Source organism: Sphingomonas sp. (genome assembly GCF_031380695.1).
Classification (GTDB): Bacteria; Pseudomonadota; Alphaproteobacteria; order Sphingomonadales; family Sphingomonadaceae; genus Sphingomicrobium.
Genome location: NZ_JANMWY010000031.1, coordinates 1 through 22,748 on the forward strand (window position 1 = coordinate 1; position 22,748 = coordinate 22,748).

Genomic DNA, 22,748 nt, shown 5'->3' on the forward strand with positions numbered 1-22,748 from the left:
CGGGAAGCCGGTGCCGTCGACCAAGGTGATCACGCTGCACTTCGAACTGGACGAGGCGTAGCGAAAGCGAGCACGCGGGAAGGGGGCTGGTCGCTCGCGCTGCCGCGCCCTATCTTGGCGGTATGCCGGTCTTTCCCCCACCCTCCTCGCCTCGCGCCGCACTCGCCGACCTGCTTGCTGTCATGCGTCAGCCGAGCCGCGAGCGAGTAATCGGCGCGATCCTGGCGATCCTGTCGACCATCATCATCATCATCCTGTTCCTAGTCGACCCGCAGATCAACACCGCGCCGCCGCGAACGATCGTTTACGTCGAATCCTACGGACCGGACCGGACTGACGCCGACATCAAGCGCGACCAGATCAAGGACCAGAAGGAGCGCGACGCCTTTAAGGAAGCGAAGAAGAAGCAGTTCCAGAAGCTCGAAAAGCAGCTGGGCATGTGAGCGACGACGACGCGCGCTTCATGGCCGAGGCGATTGCGCTCGGCGAGCGGGCGCGGGGGCGAACCGCGCCCAACCCCAATGTCGGCTGCGTCATCGTCGCCGACGGGACGATCGTCGGGCGGGGGGCAACAGCGCCGCAGGGACGGCCACATGCTGAGGCTGTCGCCCTCGACGACGCAGGCGAGCGGGCAACAGGCGCGATTCTCTACACCAGCCTCGAGCCCTGCGCCCATGCGAGCACGCGCGGGCCGACCTGTGCGACGATCATCGCGGCGGCCGGGGTTGCGCAGGTCGTTGCCGCGATCGTCGATCCCGATCGGCGCACGGCGGGGGCTGGGCTGGCCGCGCTGCGCGCCTCCGACGTGTCTGTCGAAACGGGGCTGATGGCCGATCAGGCTGCCGCGAGCCTGGCCGGCTACCTCACGCGGGTTGCGCTGGGCCGGCCACGGATCACGCTCAAGCTGGCGTTGTCGATCGACGGCAAGATTGCGCTGCCCTCGGGCGAATCGAAGTGGATCACCGGCGAGGATGCGCGCGCTCACGTCCATCTCGAGCGCGCCCATGCCGACATGATATTGGTCGGGCGCGGCACCTATCTGGCGGATTCGCCGAAGCTCGATGTTCGCCTGCCGGGCCTTGAAGACCGGTCGCCGCGCCGCGCCCTGCTGACTCGCGGCGAGGCGGTCGACGGGTGGGAAATATTGCATTCGCCGCAGGATGTGTTTGCCCTGCGCGACGTCAACGACCTGCTGGTCGAGGGAGGATCGGCGACCGCCACCGCCTTCCTCGCCGCCGACCTTATCGACCGGATCATCATCTATCGCGCGCCGATCGTGGTTGGCGAGGGCAGGAACAGCGTCGGCTATATCGGCCTCGACGCGATCGCCGACGCCCATGGGCGGTGGCGCGCAGCTGTCTTCGCCCCGCTTGGCATCGACCGCCTCGAAGCCTACGAGCGCCTGCGCAGCTGAAGAGAGGGGCAAATGTTCACCGGCATCGTTACTGGCATTGGTACTGTTCGCAGCTCGGAGCAACGCGGCGACCTGCGGCTGGTGATCGGCTGCGATTATGACATGGGCGCGATCGATCTTGGCGCGTCGGTCGCTTGTTCGGGCACCTGTCTGACCGTTGTCGACAAGGGCGCGGACTGGTTCGCGGTCGATGTGTCGGGCGAGACTATTGCCTGCACCGCGCAGGGCCTGTGGTGCGCGGGCGCACGGCTCAACGTTGAGCGAGCGCTGCGGCTTGGCGACGAGCTCGGCGGGCACCTCGTCACCGGGCACGTCGACGCGGTGGCAACGGTTGCCAGCGTCATCGAAGAGGGCAGTTCGCTGGCTGTCGCGATCGACGTGGCGCGCGCGCTCGGACCGATGATCGCCGCGAAGGGCTCGGTCACGCTCGATGGCGTCTCGCTGACCGTCAACAGCGTCGAAGATCGGCCGGAAGCAACGAGTTTCAGCGTTAACCTAATTCCGCACACCGCCAACCACACGACGCTGGGCGGCCTGAGGGCCGGACGGCAGCTGAACGTGGAAATCGACGTGCTCGCCCGTTATCTACAGCGAATGACGTCCCGCACTGCAATGTGAAAAACTGGGTTCCATATCACATTGCCGTGTGATATTCTGAAATCATGTCGACAATTCTTATCGAGCGCCTGTCCTCGATCATCGCCACCGGTGAAGTCAGCAGGGCGGGTCTCGCCCGCGCCGCCGGTCTCCATCCCAACTCGCTTCGCAAACTTGGCCGCGACGACTGGAATCCAACTGCCGATACGCTCGTGCGGTTGGAGAAGTTGATCCAGGGCGGCAGGGCCGACGTGCTGGTCGGGCCCGAAGCAATCATCGACGAAGCGCGCAACGGGCGCATGTTCATCATGGTCGACGACGACGACCGCGAGAATGAGGGCGACCTCATCATTCCCGCGCAGATGGCAACGCCAGATGCGATCAACTTCATGGCACGCCACGGGCGCGGCCTGATTTGTCTTGCGCTGGGCAAGGAGCGAGTCGACCAACTCACGCTGGAGCCGATGGCGCGCAATAACGGCACGCGCCACGAGACCGCCTTCACCATCTCGATCGAGGCGCGCGAAGGCGTGACGACCGGAATCAGCGCGGCCGACCGGGCGCGGACGATCGCGGTCGCGATCGATGCCAGCCGGAGCAAGGATGATCTCGTTTCACCCGGCCATGTCTTCCCGCTGGTGGCGCGCCCCGGCGGCGTCCTGGTCCGCGCCGGCCATACCGAAGCGGCGGTCGACGTTTCGCGCCTTGCCGGGCTGAATCCGTCGGGCGTAATCTGCGAGATCATGCGCGAGGACGGCACGATGGCCCGGCTCGACGACCTGATCGAGTTTGCTGCGATTCACGGAATGAAGATCGGCACGATCCGCGACCTCATCGCCTACCGGCTGAAGAAGGACCATCTGATCGAGCGGGTCGACGATAGCAGCTTCGTCAATCAGCGCGGGGCCAAATGGTCGTGCGTCGTGTTCCGCGACAAGGCGAGCGACACGGAGCAATTCGCGCTGGTTCACGGCGCAATCGATTCCTCGAGGCCGGTGCTGGTGCGGATGCATGCGGTCGACATCTTCGCCGACATGCTGGGCGAGGCGAGCGATCGCGCCGGCCTCCTCCAAGGAGCGATGAAGATGATCGAACAGGAAGGGTCGGGCGTAATCGTGACGCTTCGAGTGGCCGCGCCGAAACCCATCTCGCATGCGACGGGCATCCGGTCGGGGCGGGTCGGCGAAAGCGGCGACGAACTGCGCACCTATGGCGTCGGCGCGCAGATCCTGTCCGCACTGAACATTCACGAGATGATCCTGCTCACCAATTCACGCCATTCGCCGGTCGGTCTGTCGGCCTATGATCTCACCATCGTCGAGGAACGACCGATCACGAAGTTGCCGTCGGGGGAGGCCGCCTGATGGCCCATGTGCTGATCGCCGAGGCGCGCTTCTATGGCCACCTCAACGACATGCTGCTGGCGGGCGCGCGGGCGGCGCTTGAGGCGGCCGGGCATAGCCACGAAACGGTCACCGTGCCGGGGGCGCTCGAGTTGCCGGCGACGATCGCGCTGGCGGGAGAGAGCGAGCAGTTCGATGCCTATGTGGTGTTGGGCGTCGTCATTCGCGGCGAGACTTATCATTTCGAGATCGTCGCCGGTGAAAGCGCACGCGCGATCATGGCGCTGACGCTCGACGGGCTGGCGATCGGCAACGGCATCTTGACCGTGGAGAACGAAGCGCAGGCAATCGTCCGGGCCGATCCCAAGCAAGGCGACAAGGGCGGCGACGCCGCTAAGGCCGCGCTGGTCCTGCTCGTGCTGAAGGACCGTTTCGCCTAGTCGAGCGCCAGCCACACCTCGTTGCGGCGCAGCGGCCCGGGGATCATCGGCGAATTGTAAAAGGCATATTCTGGCTCGGCCTCGCTCTTCTCGCCATGCCGCGCCAGCCAGCCGCGCAGGCGATCTTCCTGCCCGGCAAGATCCCGGTCATCGGGCCGCCCGGCGAAGGACACCACCGCGACCCGGCGCGGCGGGATTGTCACGAGTTCGATCTCGTCGGGCGGCTCGGGCAAATCATCGGTCGCACGCCCGGCCGGCATGACGAATCGGGTGCGCCAGCCGCCTTCCATCTCGTCGTCGAACAAGGGCGGTTCGGTAGCCATCGGGTCGCCCGCATCCTGGACCACCGGCACCGTCATCGCCAGCGGGGTGCCCGGGCGCGACTTGGCAAAGAGATAGTCCGACAAGCGGCGGAAGCCCTCGCCCAGCGCCCGCCCGCGCGCGCCATGGACAATGGTTTCGGCGGTGACGATTTCGGGATAGCTGCGGATCTGGAAATCGCCATCGGTGCGAAGCGCGCGGTAGTCGGGCTCCTCTGTCGCCTTTTCACGTAGATAATAGAGCACCGCTCCAGCAGTCAGCACAGCGCCGGCCGCTCCGAACCCGGCAAGCCATTTCTTCTGCATTGCTCCAACTCCTGTTCCAACAGGGAAACCGGTCAGGCGGCTTGCTGTTCCGCAATGACCGGATAGTCGACATAGCCCTGGGCTCCCTGGCTGTACCAAGTCGCCATGTCCGCCTCTGCCAGAGGCGCGCCCAAACGAAGGCGATCGACCAGGTCGGAGTTGGAAATAAAGGGTCGGCCGAAGCTGATCGCATCGGCCACGCCTTCGGCGAGCGCAGCCTTCGCCCGCGCGCCGTCGAAATCGCTATTGAGCAGAATCTTGCCCGAATAATGGCGGCGCATGGCGGGACTGACACGAGCGGTCTGATTACTGCCGAAGGTCGATCCGGCGACGGGTTCGCGTAATTCAATCCACGGCAGGCCGACTGCCCGAAGCCGCTGGGCGAGCGCAACGAACAACACCTCGGGGTCCGGGTCGTCGACGCCCTGCGACGGGGCGTTGGGCGAAAACCGGATGCCGGTGCGTGCCATGCCTGCTGCCGCAGCAACGGCTTTGACCACCTCCAGCGCCAGACGCATGCGATGGTCGATCGATCCGCCATAATCGTCGTCGCGCAGATTGGCCGAACCGCGCAGAAACTGGTCGATCAAATAACCGTTGGCGGCGTGAATCTGCACTCCGTCGAACCCGGCCGCGATCGCATTGCGGGCGGCCGTCGCATAGTCGTCGATGATGCGCGCGATATCTGCAAGGCTCACTGCCCGCGCTTCGACATAAGGCTGCTTGCCGTCATAAGTGTGCGCCATGCCCGGCGCGGTGGTGGCCGAGGCCGAAACCGGCTGTCCCCCACCCACGCTGGGGTGAACCAACCGCCCCATGTGCCACAGCTGCGCGACGATCCGCCCTCCCGCCGTATGGACCGCGTCGGTAACCGGCTTCCATCCTTCAACCTGCGCCGCACTCCACAGCCCCGGCGCGTGGGGCCAGCCGAGGCCCTCGCGGCTGATCCCGGTCGCTTCGGAAATGATCAACCCGGCACTCGCCCGTTGCGCATAATAGGTCGCGGCAAGCGAACCGGGCACCCCGTCGCGGCCGGCGCGGGCGCGGGTTAACGGGGCCATGACGATGCGATTGGGCAGGCTCAGCGCGCCGAGCGCCAGCGGGCAGAACAGGGTGGGAATGACGTGCCTCCTTGATGAAGTCTCGCCGCCCAAGCAGCCACGCTTGTTTCGGGGCGGCTCTTCGACGAAGGCGCCGAGGTAGGAGGTTGGTGCGGCAATGCAAGACGAAGTCACCGGCGCGCGGCGTCCCCATCGGCTGGCGTTCACTGGATTGCTCGTCGGCAATGTCGCGCTCGCCTGCGGGTCGTGGATGGTGAGGGTCGCCGATACCGGTGCGGTGGCGGCGGCTTTCTGGCGATTATTGCTGGCCGTGCCCATGCTGGCGCTGCTCGGGCATATCGTCGGGCAGCCCCTGCGCTGGCCAGGGCGCGGATTGTTCATCGCTATTGCCGTAGCCGCGTTCTTCTTCGCGATCGATCTTGGCGCATGGCACCTCGGCATTCGCCTGACCAAGCTCGCCAATGCGACCCTGTTCGGCAATATTTCGAGTTTCCTGTTCGCTGCCTATGGCCTGTGGCTGGCACGACGCCGGCCGAGTGCGGTGCAGGTGGGCGCGCTGCTCCTTGCGGCATCCGGATCGGCATTGCTGATGGCCGATAGTGCCGAGCTCAGCACCACCCACCTGCGCGGTGACCTGCTCGCACTGATCGCCGGGCTGTTTTACGGCGTCTACCTGGTCATCGTCGAACGGGCCCGCGGGACGGTCCAGCCGCTGCCGCTGCTGCTGATGGCCAGCGTCGTCGGCGCCGCCGTCCTGCTGCCGATCGCACTGGCGATGGGCGAGCAGATCATGCCGCACAACTGGACGCCGCTGATCGCGCTGGCGATCGGGTCGCAACTGATCGGCCAAGGGTTGCTGGTCTTCGCCATCGGCGAAATGTCGCCGCTGGTGATCGGCCTGGCGCTGCTGACCCAACCCGCGATGTCGGCGACGATCGGTTGGGTCGTCTATGGCGAACGGTTGACGGCACGCGACTGGACCGGCGCGGCGGCGATCGCCGGTGCGTTGCTGCTGGTGCGCTTGCGCCCGGCGACCGCCGCGACATATTAGGAGCGATGGACGACACCCACGCCCCGCTGGCCCAGATTCGCCGCCGCCTTGCCCTTAGTGTTGGCGAAAATGCGGTGTTCGACGGGTGGGGCGAGGCAGCGGTCGACAGCGCGGCGGCGGCAATCGGCGTCGATCCGGCGGTCGCGCGGCTGGCCTTTCCAACTGATCAGGCGAGCATGATCGCCGCCTATGTCGAGGCCGTCGACGAGGCGCTGGTTGCGGCTTTTCCTCCGGAAACGATCGCGGCGATGCGCGTATCCGCCCGAATTCGCGCGCTTCTGGTCAAGCGGCTCGCGGTGATGGCCCCGGCGCGTGAGGCCGTGCGACGCGCGCTGGCGATATTGGCGATGCCACAGAATCTGCCCACGGCGGCGCGGCTCGGCTGGCGCAGCGCCGACACGATGTGGCGGCTGGCGGGGGATACGGCGACCGATTTCAACCATTATTCCAAGCGGGCCATCCTCGGCTCAATCTACGCTGCAACCCTGTTGGTGTGGATCGATGACGACAGCGAGGGGATGGCCGATACGCTCGCCTTTCTCAATCGCCGCCTGGCTGGAGTCGGACGGTTCGAGAAGGCCAAGGCGCAGTGGCTCTGCTCGTCCGATCGCCGCCCCTCGCTGGCGCGGTTCGTCGGGCGGTTGCGCTATCCGCCGAAGTAGGGAACAGCGCGATTTGCGCTTGCCTCCAGTTAATGATAATCACTCGCAAATGGCGCCACTGACTAGCCTCGACCAGTTGAAGATTGGCACGCGTGCCGAAATTGCGACCATCGACTGGGCCTCGCTCGGTGAAGCCGAAGCCTGCCGCCTGCGCCATTTCGGGTTCGACGAAGGCGTCGCGGTCGAGCCGCTCCACCTTGGGCCGTTCGGCAAGGATCCGCTGGCCGTCAGGGTCGGGCGGATGACCGTCGCGATCCGCCGCGCCCACGCCCGCGCCGTGCGCGTCGTCCCTATCGCCGCCTGATCCCCCGATGAAGCAGGCTCCGCTGATCGCGGTGGTCGGCAATCCCAATGCCGGCAAGAGCGCGCTGTTCAACGCGCTGACCGGCGCGCGGCAGAAGGTCGGCAACTATCCCGGCGTAACGGTCGAGCGGAAGATCGGCAAGCTGCTGCTGCCCGATGGCGCGCCAGCCGACCTGGTCGACTTGCCTGGCGCCTATGGTCTCGACCCGAGCAGCCCCGACGAAGCGGTGACCCGCGACGTGTTGCTCGGCAAGCAGGAGGGCGAGCGGCTGCCCAGCGCGCTGCTCATCGTAGTCGATGCGTCGAACCTCGATAATCATCTGCGGTTCGCGCTGCAGTTGATCGACCTTGGCCTGCCGACGGTGGTGGCGCTCAACATGATCGACCTGGCAACGCGCGACGGGCTGGAGCTTGATTCGGCCAAGCTGGCCGAGGAGCTGGGCGTGCCGGTGATCGAGACGGTCGCGGTGCGCAAGCGCGGGATCGACGAGTTACGCACGACCCTGTCCACGCTGCTGCTCGCCCCGCGCAAAATTCGCGCCGGTGCCGGGCCAAGCCACGACGGCTTCGACCTGCAGCGCCGCGCCCGGGCGGTCGCGCTGGGCGCGATCGTCCGCGAGACGCCGGTGCGGCGGATTACCCACCGGCTCGACGGCATCCTGCTTCATCCGGTGATCGGCCCGCTGATCCTCGCCATTGTCCTGTTCGTCATGTTCCAGGGTGTGTTCGCGTGGAGCGCGGTTCCGGCCGATGCAATCGACCGCGGCGTGTCGGCACTCGGGGCGGCGGTCGGGCCGTTGCTCCCCGGCGGCCTGCTGCGCTCGCTGATCGTCGACGGGGTGATCTCGGGAGTCGGCGCGGTGCTGGTGTTCCTGCCGCAGATATTGATCCTGTTCTTCTTCATCCTGCTGCTCGAGGGGTCGGGCTACATGGTCCGCGCCGCCTTCCTGATGGACCGGCTGATGAGCCGGGCAGGGCTGTCGGGGCGGGCGTTTATCCCGTTGCTGTCGAGCTTCGCCTGCGCCGTACCGGGGATCATGGCAACGCGGACGATCGAGGATCCCAAGGACCGGCTGACGACGATCCTGGTCGCGCCGCTGATGACCTGCTCGGCGCGCCTCCCCGTTTACACGCTGATCATCGCCGCCTTTATCCCGCGCCGCGATGTTGTACCCGGCATCGGCCTGCAGGGGCTGGTAATGCTCGGCCTCTATATTGCCGGGGTCATCGGCGCGCTGGTCGCGGCGCTGGCGCTACGCAAGTTCGTCGTGCGCGGGGGCGGCGGCGGGTTTATGATGGAACTGCCCAAATATCAAATGCCGCGCCTGTCCGACATCGCCATCGGCCTGTGGCAGCGCGTAGCGATCTTCCTGAAACGCGCGGGGACGATCATCCTGCTGACGACGGTCATCCTGTGGGCGCTGTCGTCGGTGCCGCGTGCCGGCCCGGGTCAGAAGCAGAGCGAAGTGTCGATCGCCGGTCATATCGCGAGCGGGATCGAAGTCGTCGTCCGGCCGATCGGGTTCAACCACGAGATTGCGCTGGCGCTGTTGCCGGCGATGGCGGCGCGCGAAGTCGCCGTCGCGGCCATCGCGACCGTTTATGCGATCGACGCGGACAAGAATGTCACGGTCGACCAGACACTGGCCGAGAAATTGCGGGAGCGCTGGCCGCTATCGACCGCGCTCGCCTTCCTCGCCTGGTTCGTGTTTGCGCCGCAGTGCATCTCGACAATTGCCGTCACCCGGCGCGAGACCAATGGCTGGAAATGGCCGCTGTTCATGGTCGCCTATCTGTTTGTGCTGGCCTATCTCGCAGCTGGACTGACCTATTGGCTGGCGGTCGCTGCGGGGCTTGGCTAGGACGGCATCCAGAGCGAACTGGAGAGAATGATGGCTGGCAGCGTGAACAAGGTGATCCTGGTTGGGAACCTCGGCAAGGACCCCGAGTCGCGATCCTTCGCCAATGGCGGCAAGGTCGTCAGCTTCAGCGTCGCGACCTCCGAGAATTGGAAGGACCGCGCGTCGGGCGAGCGCAAGGAAAAGACCGAGTGGCATAATGTCTCGATCTTCAGCGAGGGCCTCGCCGGCGTCGCCGAGAAATATCTGAAGAAGGGCTCGAAAGTCTATCTCGAGGGCCAGCTCGAGACGCGCAAGTGGCAGGACCAGTCGGGCAACGACCGTTATTCGACCGACGTCGTGCTGCGCCAGTTCAACAGCTCGATGGTCCTGCTCGACGGTCGCGAGGGCGGTGGCGGCGGATCGCGCGGCGGCGGCTATGGCGACGAGTTTGGCGGCGGTGGTGGCGGCAGCGGCGGGGATCGTTTCGCCGGTGGTGGCGGCGCTCGGTCCCAGTCGCGTCCGCAACCGGCGGCGTTCGACACCGACCTCGACGACGACGTGCCGTTTTAAGCGCTAGTCCGCTGTTCCCTTGAGCTTGGCCAGCGCGGCAAACGGGCCTGCTTCGGATTCGCTCATCACCCCCGCTGCCCTGAGGGCCGCATCTGCGTCGGGCCCGCGCGGATAGGGATCGAGCGCCAGCGCCAACGTGTCAGCGATCGCTTCGCCGAGGTCGATAGCCTGGCCATCGTGGAACATCGTGTCGAGCGAATCCTCATCCAGTTCGAGTTCCGCCTCGGGCGCGTCGACCGTCGGCGCGGGGACGAAGCGCAGGGCGAACCGCTCGTCGATCGCTGCCGGTACCGGATCGCCGCTGGCGATGCAGGCCTGTTTGAGCTGCGCCTTGACCCGGCCTTCGCAGGTGACCGTCTTGCCGTCGCGGTGGAGCATGACGTGCGCCTCGAATCGGTCGAGCGACAGCAGGTCGAGCCGCTTCGCCACCGTCGCGCGCTCACCCTCGTCCGCCGTCAGGTCCAGGCGATCGCCGTCGCGGATCGAGTCGATCGCCAGTCGGTGTGCGAAATCCCTCACGACCAGCGCCCGGCAATGACCGCATCGACATCGAGTGCCGCCAGCCGATCGGCCAGCGCGCGGCATTCGCCCGCCGAATGCGCCAGCGCCTGATCGCCGACCGGATCGTCGCGATAAAGGCTGCGGCGCACCGTGTCGTTCCAGTCGCCCTCGCCTGCCATCGCCCGCCGCCAGCGGTCGATCCGGCTCGCTAGGCTGCCGACCAGGTGGCGGACCTGCTTGCCGAGCGTGGCGTCGAACCCCTGTTCGCGCATCTGCGCATCCATGTCGGTGATGAACGCCTCGGTCAGTGTGACCGCCGCCGTGCGATACTCGTCACCGCCGTCCTCGATCCGCAGCGTGACCAGCGCCAGCACGGTCGCCAGCACCGCGAAGCGCCCATCCATCGTGTCGGGTATTTCGCCCGCCCGATACCAATGCGACGAGCGGGCGATGTTCACCGCAGGGTCATAAGCGGCGGACGACAGCGGCGCGCCAGACCGGAGTCGCGCAAAGAGAGAGGTCATGGGTTGGTCCTTTGCGCCTTGCTTCACAGGCGTCGTCCCGCATATTGAGCGCGCGCGATCGCGACACAAGCGTCGTCAAGGAGATTTCATGACCTGCCGCCTTCTTCCACTCTCCGCGCTGGCGTTCGCCGCCCTGCTCGTCTCGGGCTGCGCCGGAGTCCGCGATCACCGCGGCTACGTCATGGACAAGGCGCTGGCGACGGCGATCCAGCCCGGTGTCGACAATCGCGACTCGGTCCAGAAGACGCTCGGGCGGCCGACCTTCTCCGGCCAGTTCACCGACAATGACTGGTATTATCTGTCGCGCGACACATCGGCGCTCGCGTTCCGCAACCCGCATGTGAACAAGCAGAGCCTGCTCCACATCGGCTTCGACGCTGCCGGTAACGTCGCGACGGTCGAGACGACCGGCAAGGAAAAGATCGCTGCCGTCCATCCTTATGGCAAGAGCACGCCGACGCTGGGCCGCAAGCGCAGTTTCTTTGACGAGATATTCGGCAATATCGGCATGGTCGGGTCGGGCGGATTGCCGGGGGCCGGCAATGGCGGACCGGGGCAGTAGGACTCTCGCCCGCCGCGCGCTTTTGGCCTAGTCTAGCGGCATGACCGCGACCCCCGACGGCATCACTTATGCCGACTATCTCGACCTGGATCATCTGCTCGACGCGCAGCATCCGCGGTCCGAGCTCCACGACGAGCTGCTGTTCATCGTCATCCACCAGACGAAGGAATTGTGGCTCAAGCAGATTCTCCACGAGCTTGGGCTGGCGACGATGCTGGTGCGCGAGGATCGCTTTGCCGAAGCGCACAAGGCGCTGTCGCGGATCAGCCGCATCCAGTCGGTAATGACCCTGTCGTGGGACGTGTTGTCGACCCTGACGCCGGTTGATTACGTCGCCTTTCGCCACGTGCTGGGAACATCCTCTGGGTTCCAGTCGGCCCAGTTTCGCGAGTTCGAATTTCGCCTGGGCCTCAAGGAAGCGGCCTTTCTCGACCGTGGGGAAGGCGGCAGCGCCGGTCAAAATCGGCTCCGCGCGGCGCTTGACGAGCCCAGCCTGTGGGACGAGGCCAATGGTGCCCTTTTTCGTCAGGGATTCCCGATCGACGACCCGGACGCGATCCGGGCCGGCTGGCTCGCCGTCTATCGCGACAGCGAGACATGGTTCGGCCTTTATCAGCTGGCCGAGAAACTGGTCGACATCGACGATGCGCTGGCGGCGTGGCGGCACAAGCATCTGCTGACGGTCGAGCGGATTATCGGCTTCAAGCGCGGCACCGGCGGATCGGACGGCGCGGCCTATCTGGCGGCGACGCTGGCCAAGCGCGCCTTTCCCGCGCTCTGGTCGCTGCGCACCGAGTTGTGAGCTTCAAGCGCCTCTTCTCGCGCGCCCTTGGTGCCGCGCCGGGACGGCTGCACATGGCGGCGCATAGTCATCATCTGGGGCCTGATGTCAGCTTCACCGGGCAGGTGGAATGCTGGGACGACGCGGCCCGGCTGGCTGATCGCAAGTGGGACCGGATTATGGGTGCAGTATGGCCCGCAGCGCAGGCGCATGCCGCGGCAGAGCTCGGCACCGGCGAGCCAGGCGAGATCGTGTTCGCTAGCAATACGCACGACCTCCTGATCCGCCTCGTCGCCGCCTGTCCGCGCCGCGCCGGCAAACCGCTGCGCATCCTCACCAGCGACGGCGAATTTCATAGCGCCCGCCGCCAGTTCGCGCGGTGGGAGGAGGCGGGCGAGGCGGTTGTCACGCGTATTTCGACCGAATCGTTCGAAACATTTGGCGGCCGTCTCCTAGCGGCCATCGCGCGAGATGCTCATGATTTGATCTTCGTCTCGCAATTGATGTTCGGCAGCGGCCTAGTGGTCGATGACATCGCTCCGATCGCTGCCGCTGGCCGCCCCGACGGTCCGTGGGTCGCGATCGATGGCTATCACAGCTTCATGGCGATCGACCGCCCCTTCCCCGCCCCGCTCGGCGATACGGCCTTCTTCCTCGGCGGCGGCTATAAATATGCGATGGCAGGCGAAGGCGTGGCGTTCATGCACTGCCCGCCCGGATACGGCCCACGCCCGCCGATTACCGGCTGGTATGCCGAGTTCGACGAGCTCGGACTCGCCCCCGGGCAAGTCGGCTACGCGCCCGACGCAATGCGCTTTATGGGCGCGACGTTCGACGCGTCGGGGCTGTATCGGTTCAACGCGGTGCAGCACATGCTCATCGACGAGGGGCTGACCACCACCGCCATCTCCAACCATGTCGCGGCGCTTCAGCAGCGGTTGCTAGACACGATCGAGGGTTCGGCGCTCGGCAGGGCACAGTTGCTGAACCCGCCGACGTCCGGCCCTCACGCGCGTTTCCTCGCCTGGCGCAGTCCCAGCGCCGCCGCCTGGTGCGACCAGATGATGCGCGAATGTTGCATCACGGACGTGCGCGGCGACGTGCTTCGGGTCGGGCTTGGCCTCTATCATGACGAAGCGGATATCGACGCCTTCGCCGCCCTCGCCCGCGCGCTCGTCTAGCGACCGAGACCATCGCGCAGCAGGCGGCTTGCCGCTGCCGCGACGGCGTCCGGATCCTCGTTCCCCCACACGCCGAACCGCAGACCGAGGAACACGTTCATCCCCATGATCGCCCAAGCCGCGACTTCCTGATCGAAAGGTCCCCCGTGGGTCAGGTCGCCCTGCTCCGCGCCGGCCTGAAGCCGGGCGGCAATACGGGTCGCGGTGGTTTGGTAATGCGCCTTGAACCCGGCCGGGTCGACGAACTCCGCCTCGTCGATGATCCGATAGACTTCGCGATGTCGTTCAACGAACCGCAGGTAGGCAGCGAGCGCGCGGCGCTCGAGATCGAGCGCGTCGCTGGCACCGTCCAGCGCCGGCGCGACCGCGTCGCGCACTCGCTCCGACATGTCGCGGACGAGCGCGGCGAACAGCGCCTCCTTGCTGTCGAAATATGTATAGAAAGTGCCCAGCGCGACCGCCGCCCGCTGGGTGATCGACGCGATCGAGCTTTCGGCAAATCCGCGCTCGCCGAACTCGGTAAGGGCAGCGTCGAGAATGCGGCGTAGCGTCTTTTCACCCCGGGCGGTGCGGGGCGCCTTGCCCTCGCTCGCCCGGCTCGCCACCGACGATTGCATAAAAAAATCCCCCACCCGGCGTATTGAAGTTGAAAGCTGGTTCACCTTTCATTATGCGAGGTGACAAGACGACGCAACCGGGTGACCGGCATGCCGCCACTAAGGGGAGGATTACCATGTACTGTCACTATAATCACGCGCGCGCATTGCTGTTGGCCACCACTGCGGCGCTGATCGCGACGCCCTCCTTTGCTGCCACCCAGGCCGAACCTCCGGCGAGCACGGCAGCAGCAGCCGAGCCTGCCGACGGCGACACCGGAGCAATTGTCGTCACCGCCCGCCGCCGTGCCGAGTCGCTGAAAGACGTACCGGTCGCGGTCACCGCGTTCACCGGAGCGCAGTTGGAGAAATCTGGCGCGATCGACATTACCGACGTCGCCCAGACCACGCCTAACGTCTCGTTCGAAGTCTCGCGCGGCACCAACTCGACGCTCAGCGCCTTCATCCGCGGCGTCGGCCAGCAGGACCCCGTGGCCGGCTTCGAGCAAGGCGTCGGCATCTACGTCGACGATGTCTATCTCAACCGCCCGCAGGGTGCCGTGCTCGACATTTACGATGTCGAGCGGATCGAGGTGCTGCGCGGGCCGCAGGGCACGCTTTACGGCCGCAACACGATCGGCGGCGCGGTGAAATATGTCACGCGGCGCCTGTCCACCAAACCGTCCCTCAGCCTCAAGGGCACGGTCGGAGAATACGGCCAGCTCGATGCGGTCGTGAGCGGTTCGGTGCCACTGTCCGACATGCTCCGCGTTGGTGCGGCGGTCGCCCGGCTCCACCGCGGTGGCTTCGGTACCAACGTCACCACCGGCGCTGACAATTACAACAAGGACATCAAGGCAGGCCGGGCCTCGCTCGAACTGGGCCGCGACGAGTCCGCGCTCCTCCGCCTCAGCGCCGATTACACGCGCGACGATAGCAAGCCACGCGGCGGTCACCGGCTGATCCCGGGTCTGCGTTCGGGGACGCCGGTGCTGGCCAATGTCTTCGACAGCCAGGGCGGTCTCGTCGACCCGCGGCAGAAGGTCACGTCGAAGGGCGCCGCCGCCAACGCCCAGGTCGAGTTGATGGACGGCATCCTGCTGAAGTCGATCACCGCTTATCGAAAGGACGACAGCGCGACGCCGATCGACTTCGACGCGCGTCCTGCCGTCGACGTCGACGTCCCCGCTTTCTATCGCAACAAGCAGTTCAGCCAGGAACTGCAAGTCCAGATCAACAAGGGCCCGCTGCAGGGGCTGCTTGGTGCCTATTATCTCGATGCCAAATCGTTCACCGCGTTCGACGTTCGCCTGTTTACCTCGCTCGCCGGCCTGACCGCCTTTACTCGGGGTAATGTCGGCACGAAGACCTGGGCGATTTTCGGCGATTTCACATATATTTTAAGCCCGCAATTCGCAGTCTCGGTCGGTGGGCGCTACACCGACGACCGGCGGACCTCGACCATCTTCCGCCAGAATTACCGCGGCGGCGGTTCGCCGCTGTTCGGCGGAGCGGGGGCCGCCTTCGGCGCGCCCTCGTCCAACTTCACCGGCACGCGCAAGGACACCGGCTTCACCCCGCGCGCCTCGATCAGCTTCAAGCCCGACGCCAACAACAGCTTCTACGCCAGCTATGCGCAGGGCTTCAAAGGCGGCGGCTTCGATCCGCGCGGGGTGTCAGCATCGGCGCCGGACACCAACCGCGATGGAGTGCGCAGCTATGATGAAATTTACAATTTCCTGACCTTCCGCCCCGAACAGGTGACGACCACTGAAATCGGCTACAAGGCGTCATTGTTCGACCGCCGTGCCTACACTGCTCTGGCCGTGTTCAATTCCGACTATAAGGACGTGCAGATTCCGGGCTCGGCGGGGACCTTCGTCGGGGGCCTGCCAACGTTCATTGGTATCACCACCAACGCTGCCAAGGCGCGCATCCGCGGTGTGGAGTGGGAAGGTGACGCTCGCATCGCCGGCGACCCCGGCGGCACGCGCCTCAACCTTGGCTGGTCGGCCGGCTATATCGACGCCAAGTACCGCAGCTATGTCACCGTCGTCAGCTTCAGCCCGACGACCGGCCTGCCGACCGCACCGACCCAGCTCGATGTCGCCGCTTATCGCAAGGTTCAAAATACGCCCAAGTGGACGGCGAGCGGGACGCTCAGCCTGACTCATCCGTTCGGCAATGGCGACGAAGTCAGCGCCAGCACCACCGTTTCCTATCGCAGCAGCAGCCAGCAGTTCGAGCTGCACGTGCCCGGGCTCGACCAGAAGGGATACGCACTGCTCGATGCCAACCTCGTCTATTCAGGGCGCGATCGCCACTGGACGTTCGGGCTCCACGCCCGCAACCTGACCAACCAGAGGTATGTCGTGTCGGGTTATAACTTCCTTCGCCAGAACCCGTTCACGGGCAATTTCATCTTGGCCAACGGTTCGCCGGGGCGCAGTTCGACGCTCGGGACGGAGGGCGTACTGACCGCCTATTATGGCAATCCACGCCAGCTGTTCCTGACGGTGGGGTACAAGTTCTGACACCTGCGAACGAAGCCGAGGCGAGGAGCAGGCGCGCCGGTCCACTGATCGGGCTGCTGCTCCTCGCCTACGTCTTCAATTTCCTCGACCGCCAGCTGATCGCGATCCTCAAGATCCCGATCAAGGCCGAACTTGGCCTGACTGACACCCAACTCGGGCTGATGGGCGGAATCGCATTCGCGTCGGTCTATTCGACCCTCGCCATCCCGCTTGCGCGGCTGGCCGACCGGTCCGGACGCGTCCGCGTGGTGGCGGCGGCGGTCACGATGTGGAGCCTGTTCACCGCCTTGTCGGGGCTGGGCCAGAATTTCTGGCAGCTGTTTCTGCTGCGCATGGGAGTCGGAGTCGGCGAGGCCGGCGGGGTCGCGCCGAGCTATGCGCTGATCTCCGATGGGGTCCCGCCCGAACGCCGTGCGCGGGCGCTGGCGATCTTCTCGCTGGGCATCCCGATCGGATCGGCACTTGGCCTGTTCTTCGGCGCGTGGCTCGCCACAAGCCTCGACTGGCGATACGCCTTCGCCATCATCGGGCTGGCCGGACTGCCGGTCGCCTGGGCCATCCGACACTTCGTTCACGACGAACCGCCGACTTCGAAAGCGACGGCTTCGGCGAGCTTCGGCGCGGTTGCGACGAAGCTCGCCGCCAAGCCGAGTTTCTGGCTGCTGTCATTCGGCGCCGCCTCGGCCTCGATCTGCGGCTACGGGCTCGGCTATTGGCTGCCGTCCTATTTCGTCGCCGACCTCGACCTTTCGCTCACCCGCATGGGCGTCTATTTCGGGTCGATCGTGCTGGTCGGCGGAATGGTCGGTATCTGGCTCGGCGGACTCGCCGCCGACCGGCTGCGCGGACGGAGCCCTGGCGCCGACGCCGCCGTCCCGGCGATCGCCTTCCTGCTCGCCGCGCCGCTCTATTATGCCGCGATGTCGACCCGCTCGCTCACGCTCGCCTGGCCGTTGTTCGCGCTGCCCTACATGCTGTCGCTCGTGTGGCTCGGCCCGATTACCAGCGCGGTCCAGCGACTTGTCCCCTCCAGCGACCGGGCGACCGCCTCGGCCTGCTTCCTCCTGATCAACAACCTCATCGGGATCGGCTTCGGCACCTTCATCTTCGGCTTTCTGTCCGACCGGATGAAGGCCGACTATGGCGCGGCCTCGCTGCGTTATGCGATGCTGTACGGCCTCGGCTTCTACGTGATCGCTGGACTGCTCTGCGCGTTTGCCGCCATCCGCCTGAAACGCGACGTGATCGACTGCTGACCAGCGACGGAAAAGCGTGCTGCCCTCTGGCACAGCCCGCCGCCGTCGCTATAGTGGCGATCCAACACGCAATACCGGGGCAGGCAATGAAGGCGACGATCGAGCGGGCTACCTTGTTGAAGAGCCTCGGCCACGTTCAATCGGTCGTCGAACGACGCAACACCATTCCGATCCTGTCCAACGTGTTGATCGAAGCGTGCGACGACGGGTCGATCCGGCTGATGGCGACCGACCTCGATCTGCAGGTCGACGAAAGCGTCCCCGCTCAGGTCAGCCAGGCCGGCGCGACAACCGTGTCCGCCCACACCTTCTTCGACATCGTCCGCAAGCTGCCCGAGGGCAGCCAAGTCGAGCTTTCCGCCGCCGACGGCAAAATGCAGGTCGTCGCCGGCCGCGCCCGCTTCAACCTCTCGACCCTGCCGCGCGACGATTTCCCGGTAATCGCCGAGGGCGAGCTGCCGACCCGCTTCGAACTCAAGGCCAGCATCCTTCGCAAGATCATCGAGAAGACCCGCTTCGCGATCTCCAGCGAGGAAACCCGCTACTATCTGATGGGGATCTTCCTCCATGTCGTCGACGACAAGCTGAAAGCCGCCGCCACCGACGGCCACCGGCTGGCGCGAATGACGGTCGACAAGCCCGACGGTGCCGACGGCATGCCCGACGTGATTATCCCCAAGAAGTGCGTCACCGAAATCTACAAGCTGCTCGACGAGGTCGACGGGACGATCGAAGTATCGCTGTCGCCGACCAAGATCCGCTTCAACCTGGGCACTGCGGTCCTGACCTCGAAGCTGATCGACGGCACTTTTCCCGACTATAACCGGGTCATCCCGACCGGCAACGACAAGCTGCTCAAGCTCGACCCGAAGAGCTTCGCCGCCGGCGTCGACCGCGTTTCGACCATCGCCAGCGAGAAAACGCGCGCGGTCAAGATCGCGCTCGATCGCGACCGCGTGACGCTGAGCGTGACCAGCCCGGAGAATGGCCTGGCGACCGAGGAACTCGCCGCCGACTATAGCGCCGACGCCATCGAGATCGGCTTCAACGCCCGCTACCTGCTCGACATACTCGGCCAGATCGAAGGCGACAGCGTCGAAGTCCACCTCGCCGACGCCGCGGCACCGACGCTGTTGCGCGAGAATGACAAGAGCGACGCGCTCTACGTCATCATGCCGATGCGGGTGTAAGCGAAGGCTAAACCTTCAACCGCCGCTTGTTCGCCGTCGCCGTCGCGTGGATCGGGCGCAGCGCGCGGATGCCGCTGGCGATGGCGCGTTCGTTGATGCGTTGCGAGCGCGCGATGATCGCCCCGGCCGCGCGCGGGCTGGCGAAACCACCCAGCCACATCGATCCGAGCGCCTGGGCCTGGGCTAATAGGTCTCCCTGCATTCCGCTCCAGTCGTTCGCCAGGCTCTGCCCAGCGCGGGCGAAGGCGGTGCTCTTTTCGCTGACCATCCGCGCCAGCTCGTGATGATCGGCGGCGAGCGGGTTGTAGGCGGCTTCGGCGATCGTGCCAGAGCGGCTGGCAATGACTGCATTCGAAGCGCCGGCGGTTTCGCTCATCATCCGACCGGCGTCGATCATGCTCGTCCATAGCGCAAAGGGATTGTTCATCGGTCTGGCCTTTCGAACGATTGCCTGCGCTTAACACACAGGTCGTCACAAAAGTGCCTATCCATTTTCGCGCGCTTGCCCGAAATGGGGCGGTCGCTAGGACGGACGGGTGCCGATCGCCCGCCTCACCCTGACCGATTTCCGCTCCTACCGCGAGGCGACTGTGGCACCAGGTCCCGGGTTCGTCGTCCTCACCGGCGACAATGGCGCGGGCAAGACCAATGTCCTGGAAGCGGTATCGCTGCTTGCCCCCGGGCGCGGCCTGCGCGGAGCGGCACTCGGCGAGATGGCGCGGAGCGACGGACCGGGCGGGCTCGGCATCGCCGCGCGACTTGACGACACCGAACTTGCGACCGGGACACTCGCGACTGCGCCCGAGCGGCGGCAGGTGCGCGTCAACGGGGCAGCGGCGTCGGTCAACGCCTTGTCCGAATGGGTTTCGGTGCTGTGGCTGACCCCGGCGATGGACCGGCTGTTCAGTGGGAGCGCTGGCGAGCGGCGGCGGTTCCTGGACCGGCTGGTGCTCGCACTCAAGCCGAGCCACGCCGGCCATGCCGCGCGCTACGAAGCGGCGATGCGCGCCCGCAACAAGCTGCTGGCCGAGCCCGAGACCTCCGATCCGGCATGGCTGACGGCTCTGGAAGCGGGCATGGCCGAGCATGGCGCGGAACTGGCGGAAGCGCGAGCGCAGACGGTGGATGCGCTCGGCGAGGCAATTGCGGGCACCAGCAATACAGATTTCCCGCGCGCGGCGCTGACACTTGAAGGCTGGACCGGGGGCGACGTCATCCGTTTGCTCCGCGCTAATCGTGGGCGCGACGCCGCCGCCGGTCGCGCGACTGAAGGGCCGCATCGCCAAGATGTCGCCGTAACGCACATGGCGAAGGACCAACCCGCCGCGCGGGCCTCGACCGGCGAGCAGAAGGCGCTCCTTTTGGGCATCATCCTGGCCCACGCAGAACTGGTCGCGGCGCGGCGCGGGTCGCGCCCGATCCTGCTGCTCGACGAGATCGCCGCCCACCTCGACCCGGCCCGCCGCGCGGCGCTGTTCGCCCGCCTCGACGGTCGCGGGCAAGTGTGGATGACGGGGACCGAACCGGCGCTGTTCGAGACCATCGGAGTGGCCTCGCGGCTTCACGTCGAGGGCGGGACAATCACCCCGCTCTGACCCCGCGCTGCGCTGCGCCGCACAAAATACTGGACTTTTTCGCAAACCGTCCCTATCCGCCACCCATCACGAGACACATTGCGGCGTGATCGGACCCTCCTGCCAAGCAGGATCAAGTGGCCCCCGGCCGTGTCTCGAAGCGATAAATCGCTACAGCTCTCCTATCACGCGGGGCGCAACGCACCCCCGCCGCCCGGCGTTCGCAATCCTGCGCGCGTCTGACGGCCATGAAAGATATTTCCATGACGACTTTCCAGTCGCTCGGGCTCTCGCAGCCCGTTCTCGATGCGCTTGCATCGAAAAACTACACTACTCCCACGCCGATTCAGGCGAAGGCCATTCCCACCGTCTTGTCGGGCCGCGATCTGCTCGGCATCGCCCAGACCGGCACCGGCAAGACGGCGGCATTCATGTTGCCGTCGATCGACCGGCTGGTCGCATCGGGCAAGAAGGCCGCTCCCGGCCGCGTCCGCATGCTGGTCCTCGCGCCAACCCGCGAACTCGCTAGCCAGATCGCCGAAAATGCGATCTTCTACGCCCGCGGATCGCGACTTCATGTCGTGACCGTGTTCGGCGGCACATCAATCTACAAGAACAAGCAGGACATGGCGAAGGGCGCCGACATTCTCGTCGCGACCCCGGGCCGCCTCGTCGACCTGATGGAAAATCGCGCGATCAACCTCGACGCGACCGAGATCCTGGTCCTCGACGAAGCCGACCAGATGCTCGACCTCGGCTTCATCCACGCGCTCAAGTGGATCTGCCAGCGGCTCCCGGCCGAGCGCCAGACGCTGTTCTTCTCGGCGACGATGCCGTCGTCGATCCGCGATCTGGCATCTAAGTTCATCAAGAACCCGGTCGAGGTCGCCGTGACTCCGTCCGCAACCACGGTCCAGCGCATCGAGCAGAGCGTGACCTTCGTCGATCAGGGCGAAAAGACCACGCTCCTCACGCTGTTCCTCAAGCGCGAAGCAGTCGAGCGGGCGCTGGTCTTCACCCGCACCAAGCATGGTGCCGACAAGGTCGTCCGCCAGCTCGCCGCATCAGGTATCAGCGCGGCTGCGATCCACGGCAACAAGAGCCAGCCGCAGCGTGAGCGCGCACTGAGCGATTTCAAGTCGGGCCGGGTCACCGTCCTGATCGCGACCGACATCGCCGCGCGCGGGATCGACGTCACCGGCGTCAGTCACGTCATCAACTTCGACCTGCCCAATGTGCCCGAGCAATATGTCCACCGTATTGGTCGGACCGCACGCAACGGTGCCGACGGCATCGCCTTTTCGATGTGTGCCGGCGACGAGCGGCCCTATCTCAAGCTGATCGAGAAGCTCACGCGGCATCAGGTTCAGGTCCGCGCGCTGCCGACCGACTTCGCCGCCGAAGCCGCCCGGATGAAGGCGCTTCGCCCGGCGCCCGAGCCCGAGCGCGGTCGCCGCGACGAAGGCCACAGGCACAATCAGAAGCTCAACCGCGGCCGTGCCCGCGACGCTGATCCGCGCCGCGATGTCATCCGCGACAACGACCCACGCCGCGACATGCCAAAGCGCGAGGATCGTGCTCCCGGTGGCCAGCAGCGCCGCCCGGCGCATGCCGCTCGCCCGGTCACTGCGCATGCGCGCCCGATCGGCAATCCCGTCCGCGAAGGCCAGCCGCAGCGGCCGGCATTCGGTGGTGCTAACCCCGGCAACGGCCAGGGCGGCCGCCCGGCTCGTGACGGCCAGCGTCCGTCCGGCGGCGGTTATCGCGGTCGCGGCGGCAATGGCGGCGGCGGTCGTCCTTCCGGCGGCCAGCGCTCGGCTTACTGAGGAGCGCGCTTCAACGTCGCCAGCCAGCGGATCACCTCGCTCTCGAGGCGAATCCGCCGGTCCGACCAGCTATGGTCGGTGGCGACGTGAAGCGTGGACACCCGGCTGCCCTTGACCCCGCGCACGACGCTCGCAAGCGCGTCGGTGCCGGGTGCAAGGCCGTCGTCCGAACTGAGGACCAATAGTGGGCGGCGGGCAAGTCCCGCCGCTCCCGACGTCCAGTCGAACGCGGCTTTGTGCTGATCGATTTCATCGGCCATGGCCTGCGCATCTGTTGCCAGACTCTCCAGATTGTCGGCCATTTCAGTGACGAGA

At 66.1% G+C, this 22,748-nt stretch carries 24 protein-coding genes and 1 pseudogene; 18 read left to right on the forward strand and 7 right to left on the reverse strand.

Going from position 1 to position 22,748, the window contains the following annotated elements; all coding sequences use genetic code 11:
* Positions 1–182 precede the first annotated feature (182 nt).
* From RMN84_RS01135 to ribH, 5 genes are read left to right on the forward strand one after another with little or no spacing between them, the layout of a single operon-like run.
* Positions 183–443 carry a hypothetical protein gene (locus RMN84_RS01135; RefSeq protein WP_309610372.1) on the forward strand — a complete coding sequence of 87 codons (261 nt, stop codon included), beginning with the start codon at positions 183–185 and terminating at the stop codon, positions 441–443.
* On the forward strand, positions 440–1,414 hold the full coding sequence (gene ribD / locus RMN84_RS01140; protein ID WP_309610373.1) for a bifunctional diaminohydroxyphosphoribosylaminopyrimidine deaminase/5-amino-6-(5-phosphoribosylamino)uracil reductase RibD: 975 nt from the start codon (positions 440–442) through the stop codon (positions 1,412–1,414). The genes RMN84_RS01135 and ribD overlap by 4 nt, the downstream gene beginning before the upstream one ends.
* 12 nt (positions 1,415–1,426) lie before the next feature.
* Complete coding sequence (locus tag RMN84_RS01145; protein ID WP_309610374.1) at positions 1,427–2,032, forward strand: riboflavin synthase; 606 nt, start codon at positions 1,427–1,429, stop codon at positions 2,030–2,032.
* Positions 2,033–2,076: 44 nt separating this feature from the next.
* Entirely contained in the window at positions 2,077–3,375 is a 1,299-nt protein-coding gene (ribB, locus tag RMN84_RS01150) for a 3,4-dihydroxy-2-butanone-4-phosphate synthase (protein WP_309610375.1), read from the forward strand.
* Complete coding sequence (gene ribH, locus RMN84_RS01155) at positions 3,375–3,794, forward strand: 6,7-dimethyl-8-ribityllumazine synthase (RefSeq protein WP_309610376.1); 420 nt, start codon at positions 3,375–3,377, stop codon at positions 3,792–3,794. The genes ribB and ribH overlap by 1 nt, the downstream gene beginning before the upstream one ends.
* Here the strand turns inward: ribH and RMN84_RS01160 are convergent.
* Positions 3,791–4,420 (reverse strand): heme-binding protein, encoded by a 630-nt coding sequence (locus RMN84_RS01160; RefSeq protein ID WP_309610377.1) that lies wholly within the window; start codon positions 4,418–4,420, stop codon positions 3,791–3,793. The genes ribH and RMN84_RS01160 overlap by 4 nt on opposite strands.
* Positions 4,421–4,452: 32 nt before the next feature.
* Positions 4,453–5,541, reverse strand: a complete 1,089-nt coding sequence (locus RMN84_RS01165; RefSeq protein ID WP_309610394.1) for an alkene reductase — start codon at positions 5,539–5,541, stop codon at positions 4,453–4,455.
* A 97-nt stretch (positions 5,542–5,638) separates the two neighbouring features.
* On the opposite strand from RMN84_RS01165, the gene RMN84_RS01170 reads away from it, so the two are divergent.
* From RMN84_RS01170 to ssb, 5 genes are read left to right on the forward strand one after another with little or no spacing between them, the layout of a single operon-like run.
* On the forward strand, positions 5,639–6,532 hold the full coding sequence (locus tag RMN84_RS01170) for a DMT family transporter (protein ID WP_309610378.1): 894 nt from the start codon (positions 5,639–5,641) through the stop codon (positions 6,530–6,532).
* A 5-nt stretch (positions 6,533–6,537) separates the two neighbouring features.
* Entirely contained in the window at positions 6,538–7,194 is a 657-nt protein-coding gene (locus RMN84_RS01175) for a COQ9 family protein (RefSeq protein WP_309610379.1), read from the forward strand.
* Positions 7,195–7,243: 49 nt separating this feature from the next.
* Positions 7,244–7,498, forward strand: coding sequence for a FeoA family protein (locus RMN84_RS01180; RefSeq protein WP_309610380.1), 255 nt, complete (start codon positions 7,244–7,246; stop codon positions 7,496–7,498).
* 7 nt (positions 7,499–7,505) lie between these two features.
* Positions 7,506–9,359 carry a ferrous iron transporter B gene (locus tag RMN84_RS01185; RefSeq protein WP_309610381.1) on the forward strand — a complete coding sequence of 618 codons (1,854 nt, stop codon included), beginning with the start codon at positions 7,506–7,508 and terminating at the stop codon, positions 9,357–9,359.
* 30 nt (positions 9,360–9,389) lie between these two features.
* The gene (gene ssb, locus RMN84_RS01190) at positions 9,390–9,908 is read left to right on the forward strand and encodes a single-stranded DNA-binding protein (protein WP_309610382.1); all 519 of its coding nucleotides are present in this window, start codon (positions 9,390–9,392) and stop codon (positions 9,906–9,908) included.
* 3 nt (positions 9,909–9,911) lie between these two features.
* On the opposite strand, the gene RMN84_RS01195 is transcribed toward ssb, so the two are convergent.
* Positions 9,912–10,427, reverse strand: coding sequence for a DUF177 domain-containing protein (locus tag RMN84_RS01195; RefSeq protein ID WP_309610383.1), 516 nt, complete (start codon positions 10,425–10,427; stop codon positions 9,912–9,914).
* Positions 10,424–10,933, reverse strand: a complete 510-nt coding sequence (locus tag RMN84_RS01200) for a ubiquinol-cytochrome C chaperone family protein (protein ID WP_309610384.1) — start codon at positions 10,931–10,933, stop codon at positions 10,424–10,426. The genes RMN84_RS01195 and RMN84_RS01200 overlap by 4 nt, the downstream gene beginning before the upstream one ends.
* Before the next feature lie 88 nt (positions 10,934–11,021).
* Between RMN84_RS01200 and RMN84_RS01205 the strand changes: the two genes are divergently transcribed.
* From RMN84_RS01205 to RMN84_RS01215, 3 genes are read left to right on the forward strand one after another with little or no spacing between them, the layout of a single operon-like run.
* Positions 11,022–11,495: an outer membrane protein assembly factor BamE gene (locus RMN84_RS01205; protein WP_309610385.1), complete on the forward strand. Its 474-nt coding sequence runs from the start codon at positions 11,022–11,024 to the stop codon at positions 11,493–11,495.
* A 40-nt stretch (positions 11,496–11,535) separates the two neighbouring features.
* Complete coding sequence (locus RMN84_RS01210) at positions 11,536–12,297, forward strand: tryptophan 2,3-dioxygenase family protein (RefSeq protein ID WP_309610386.1); 762 nt, start codon at positions 11,536–11,538, stop codon at positions 12,295–12,297.
* Positions 12,294–13,457, forward strand: a complete 1,164-nt coding sequence (locus RMN84_RS01215; protein WP_309610387.1) for a class V aminotransferase — start codon at positions 12,294–12,296, stop codon at positions 13,455–13,457. The genes RMN84_RS01210 and RMN84_RS01215 overlap by 4 nt, the downstream gene beginning before the upstream one ends.
* Here the strand turns inward: RMN84_RS01215 and RMN84_RS01220 are convergent.
* Positions 13,454–14,074, reverse strand: a complete 621-nt coding sequence (locus tag RMN84_RS01220; RefSeq protein WP_309610388.1) for a TetR/AcrR family transcriptional regulator — start codon at positions 14,072–14,074, stop codon at positions 13,454–13,456. The two genes, RMN84_RS01215 and RMN84_RS01220, sit on opposite strands and share 4 nt — an antisense overlap.
* Positions 14,075–14,190: 116 nt before the next feature.
* Between RMN84_RS01220 and RMN84_RS01225 the strand changes: the two genes are divergently transcribed.
* The 3 genes from RMN84_RS01225 to dnaN all read left to right on the forward strand — a co-directional run bounded on the left by RMN84_RS01225 (position 14,191) and on the right by dnaN (position 19,033).
* Positions 14,191–16,587 (forward strand): TonB-dependent receptor, encoded by a 2,397-nt coding sequence (locus tag RMN84_RS01225; RefSeq protein WP_309610389.1) that lies wholly within the window; start codon positions 14,191–14,193, stop codon positions 16,585–16,587.
* Positions 16,588–16,643: 56 nt separating this feature from the next.
* On the forward strand, positions 16,644–17,843 hold the full coding sequence (locus RMN84_RS01230; protein ID WP_309610395.1) for an MFS transporter: 1,200 nt from the start codon (positions 16,644–16,646) through the stop codon (positions 17,841–17,843).
* Between the two features lie 86 nt (positions 17,844–17,929).
* On the forward strand, positions 17,930–19,033 hold the full coding sequence (dnaN, locus tag RMN84_RS01235) for a DNA polymerase III subunit beta (RefSeq protein WP_309610390.1): 1,104 nt from the start codon (positions 17,930–17,932) through the stop codon (positions 19,031–19,033).
* A 7-nt stretch (positions 19,034–19,040) separates the two neighbouring features.
* Here dnaN and RMN84_RS01240 read toward each other — a convergent pair whose 3' ends face one another.
* Positions 19,041–19,460: a hypothetical protein gene (locus RMN84_RS01240; protein ID WP_309610391.1), complete on the reverse strand. Its 420-nt coding sequence runs from the start codon at positions 19,458–19,460 to the stop codon at positions 19,041–19,043.
* 109 nt (positions 19,461–19,569) lie between these two features.
* On the opposite strand from RMN84_RS01240, the gene recF reads away from it, so the two are divergent.
* Positions 19,570–20,628 carry a DNA replication/repair protein RecF gene (gene recF / locus RMN84_RS01245; protein WP_309610392.1) on the forward strand — a complete coding sequence of 353 codons (1,059 nt, stop codon included), beginning with the start codon at positions 19,570–19,572 and terminating at the stop codon, positions 20,626–20,628.
* Between the two features lie 242 nt (positions 20,629–20,870).
* Entirely contained in the window at positions 20,871–22,433 is a 1,563-nt protein-coding gene (locus tag RMN84_RS01250; protein ID WP_309610393.1) for a DEAD/DEAH box helicase, read from the forward strand.
* Here RMN84_RS01250 and RMN84_RS01255 read toward each other — a convergent pair.
* Positions 22,427–22,748 (reverse strand): annotated as a pseudogene (locus tag RMN84_RS01255) (alpha/beta hydrolase); the annotation flags it as partial. The gene RMN84_RS01250 and the pseudogene RMN84_RS01255 sit on opposite strands and share 7 nt — an antisense overlap.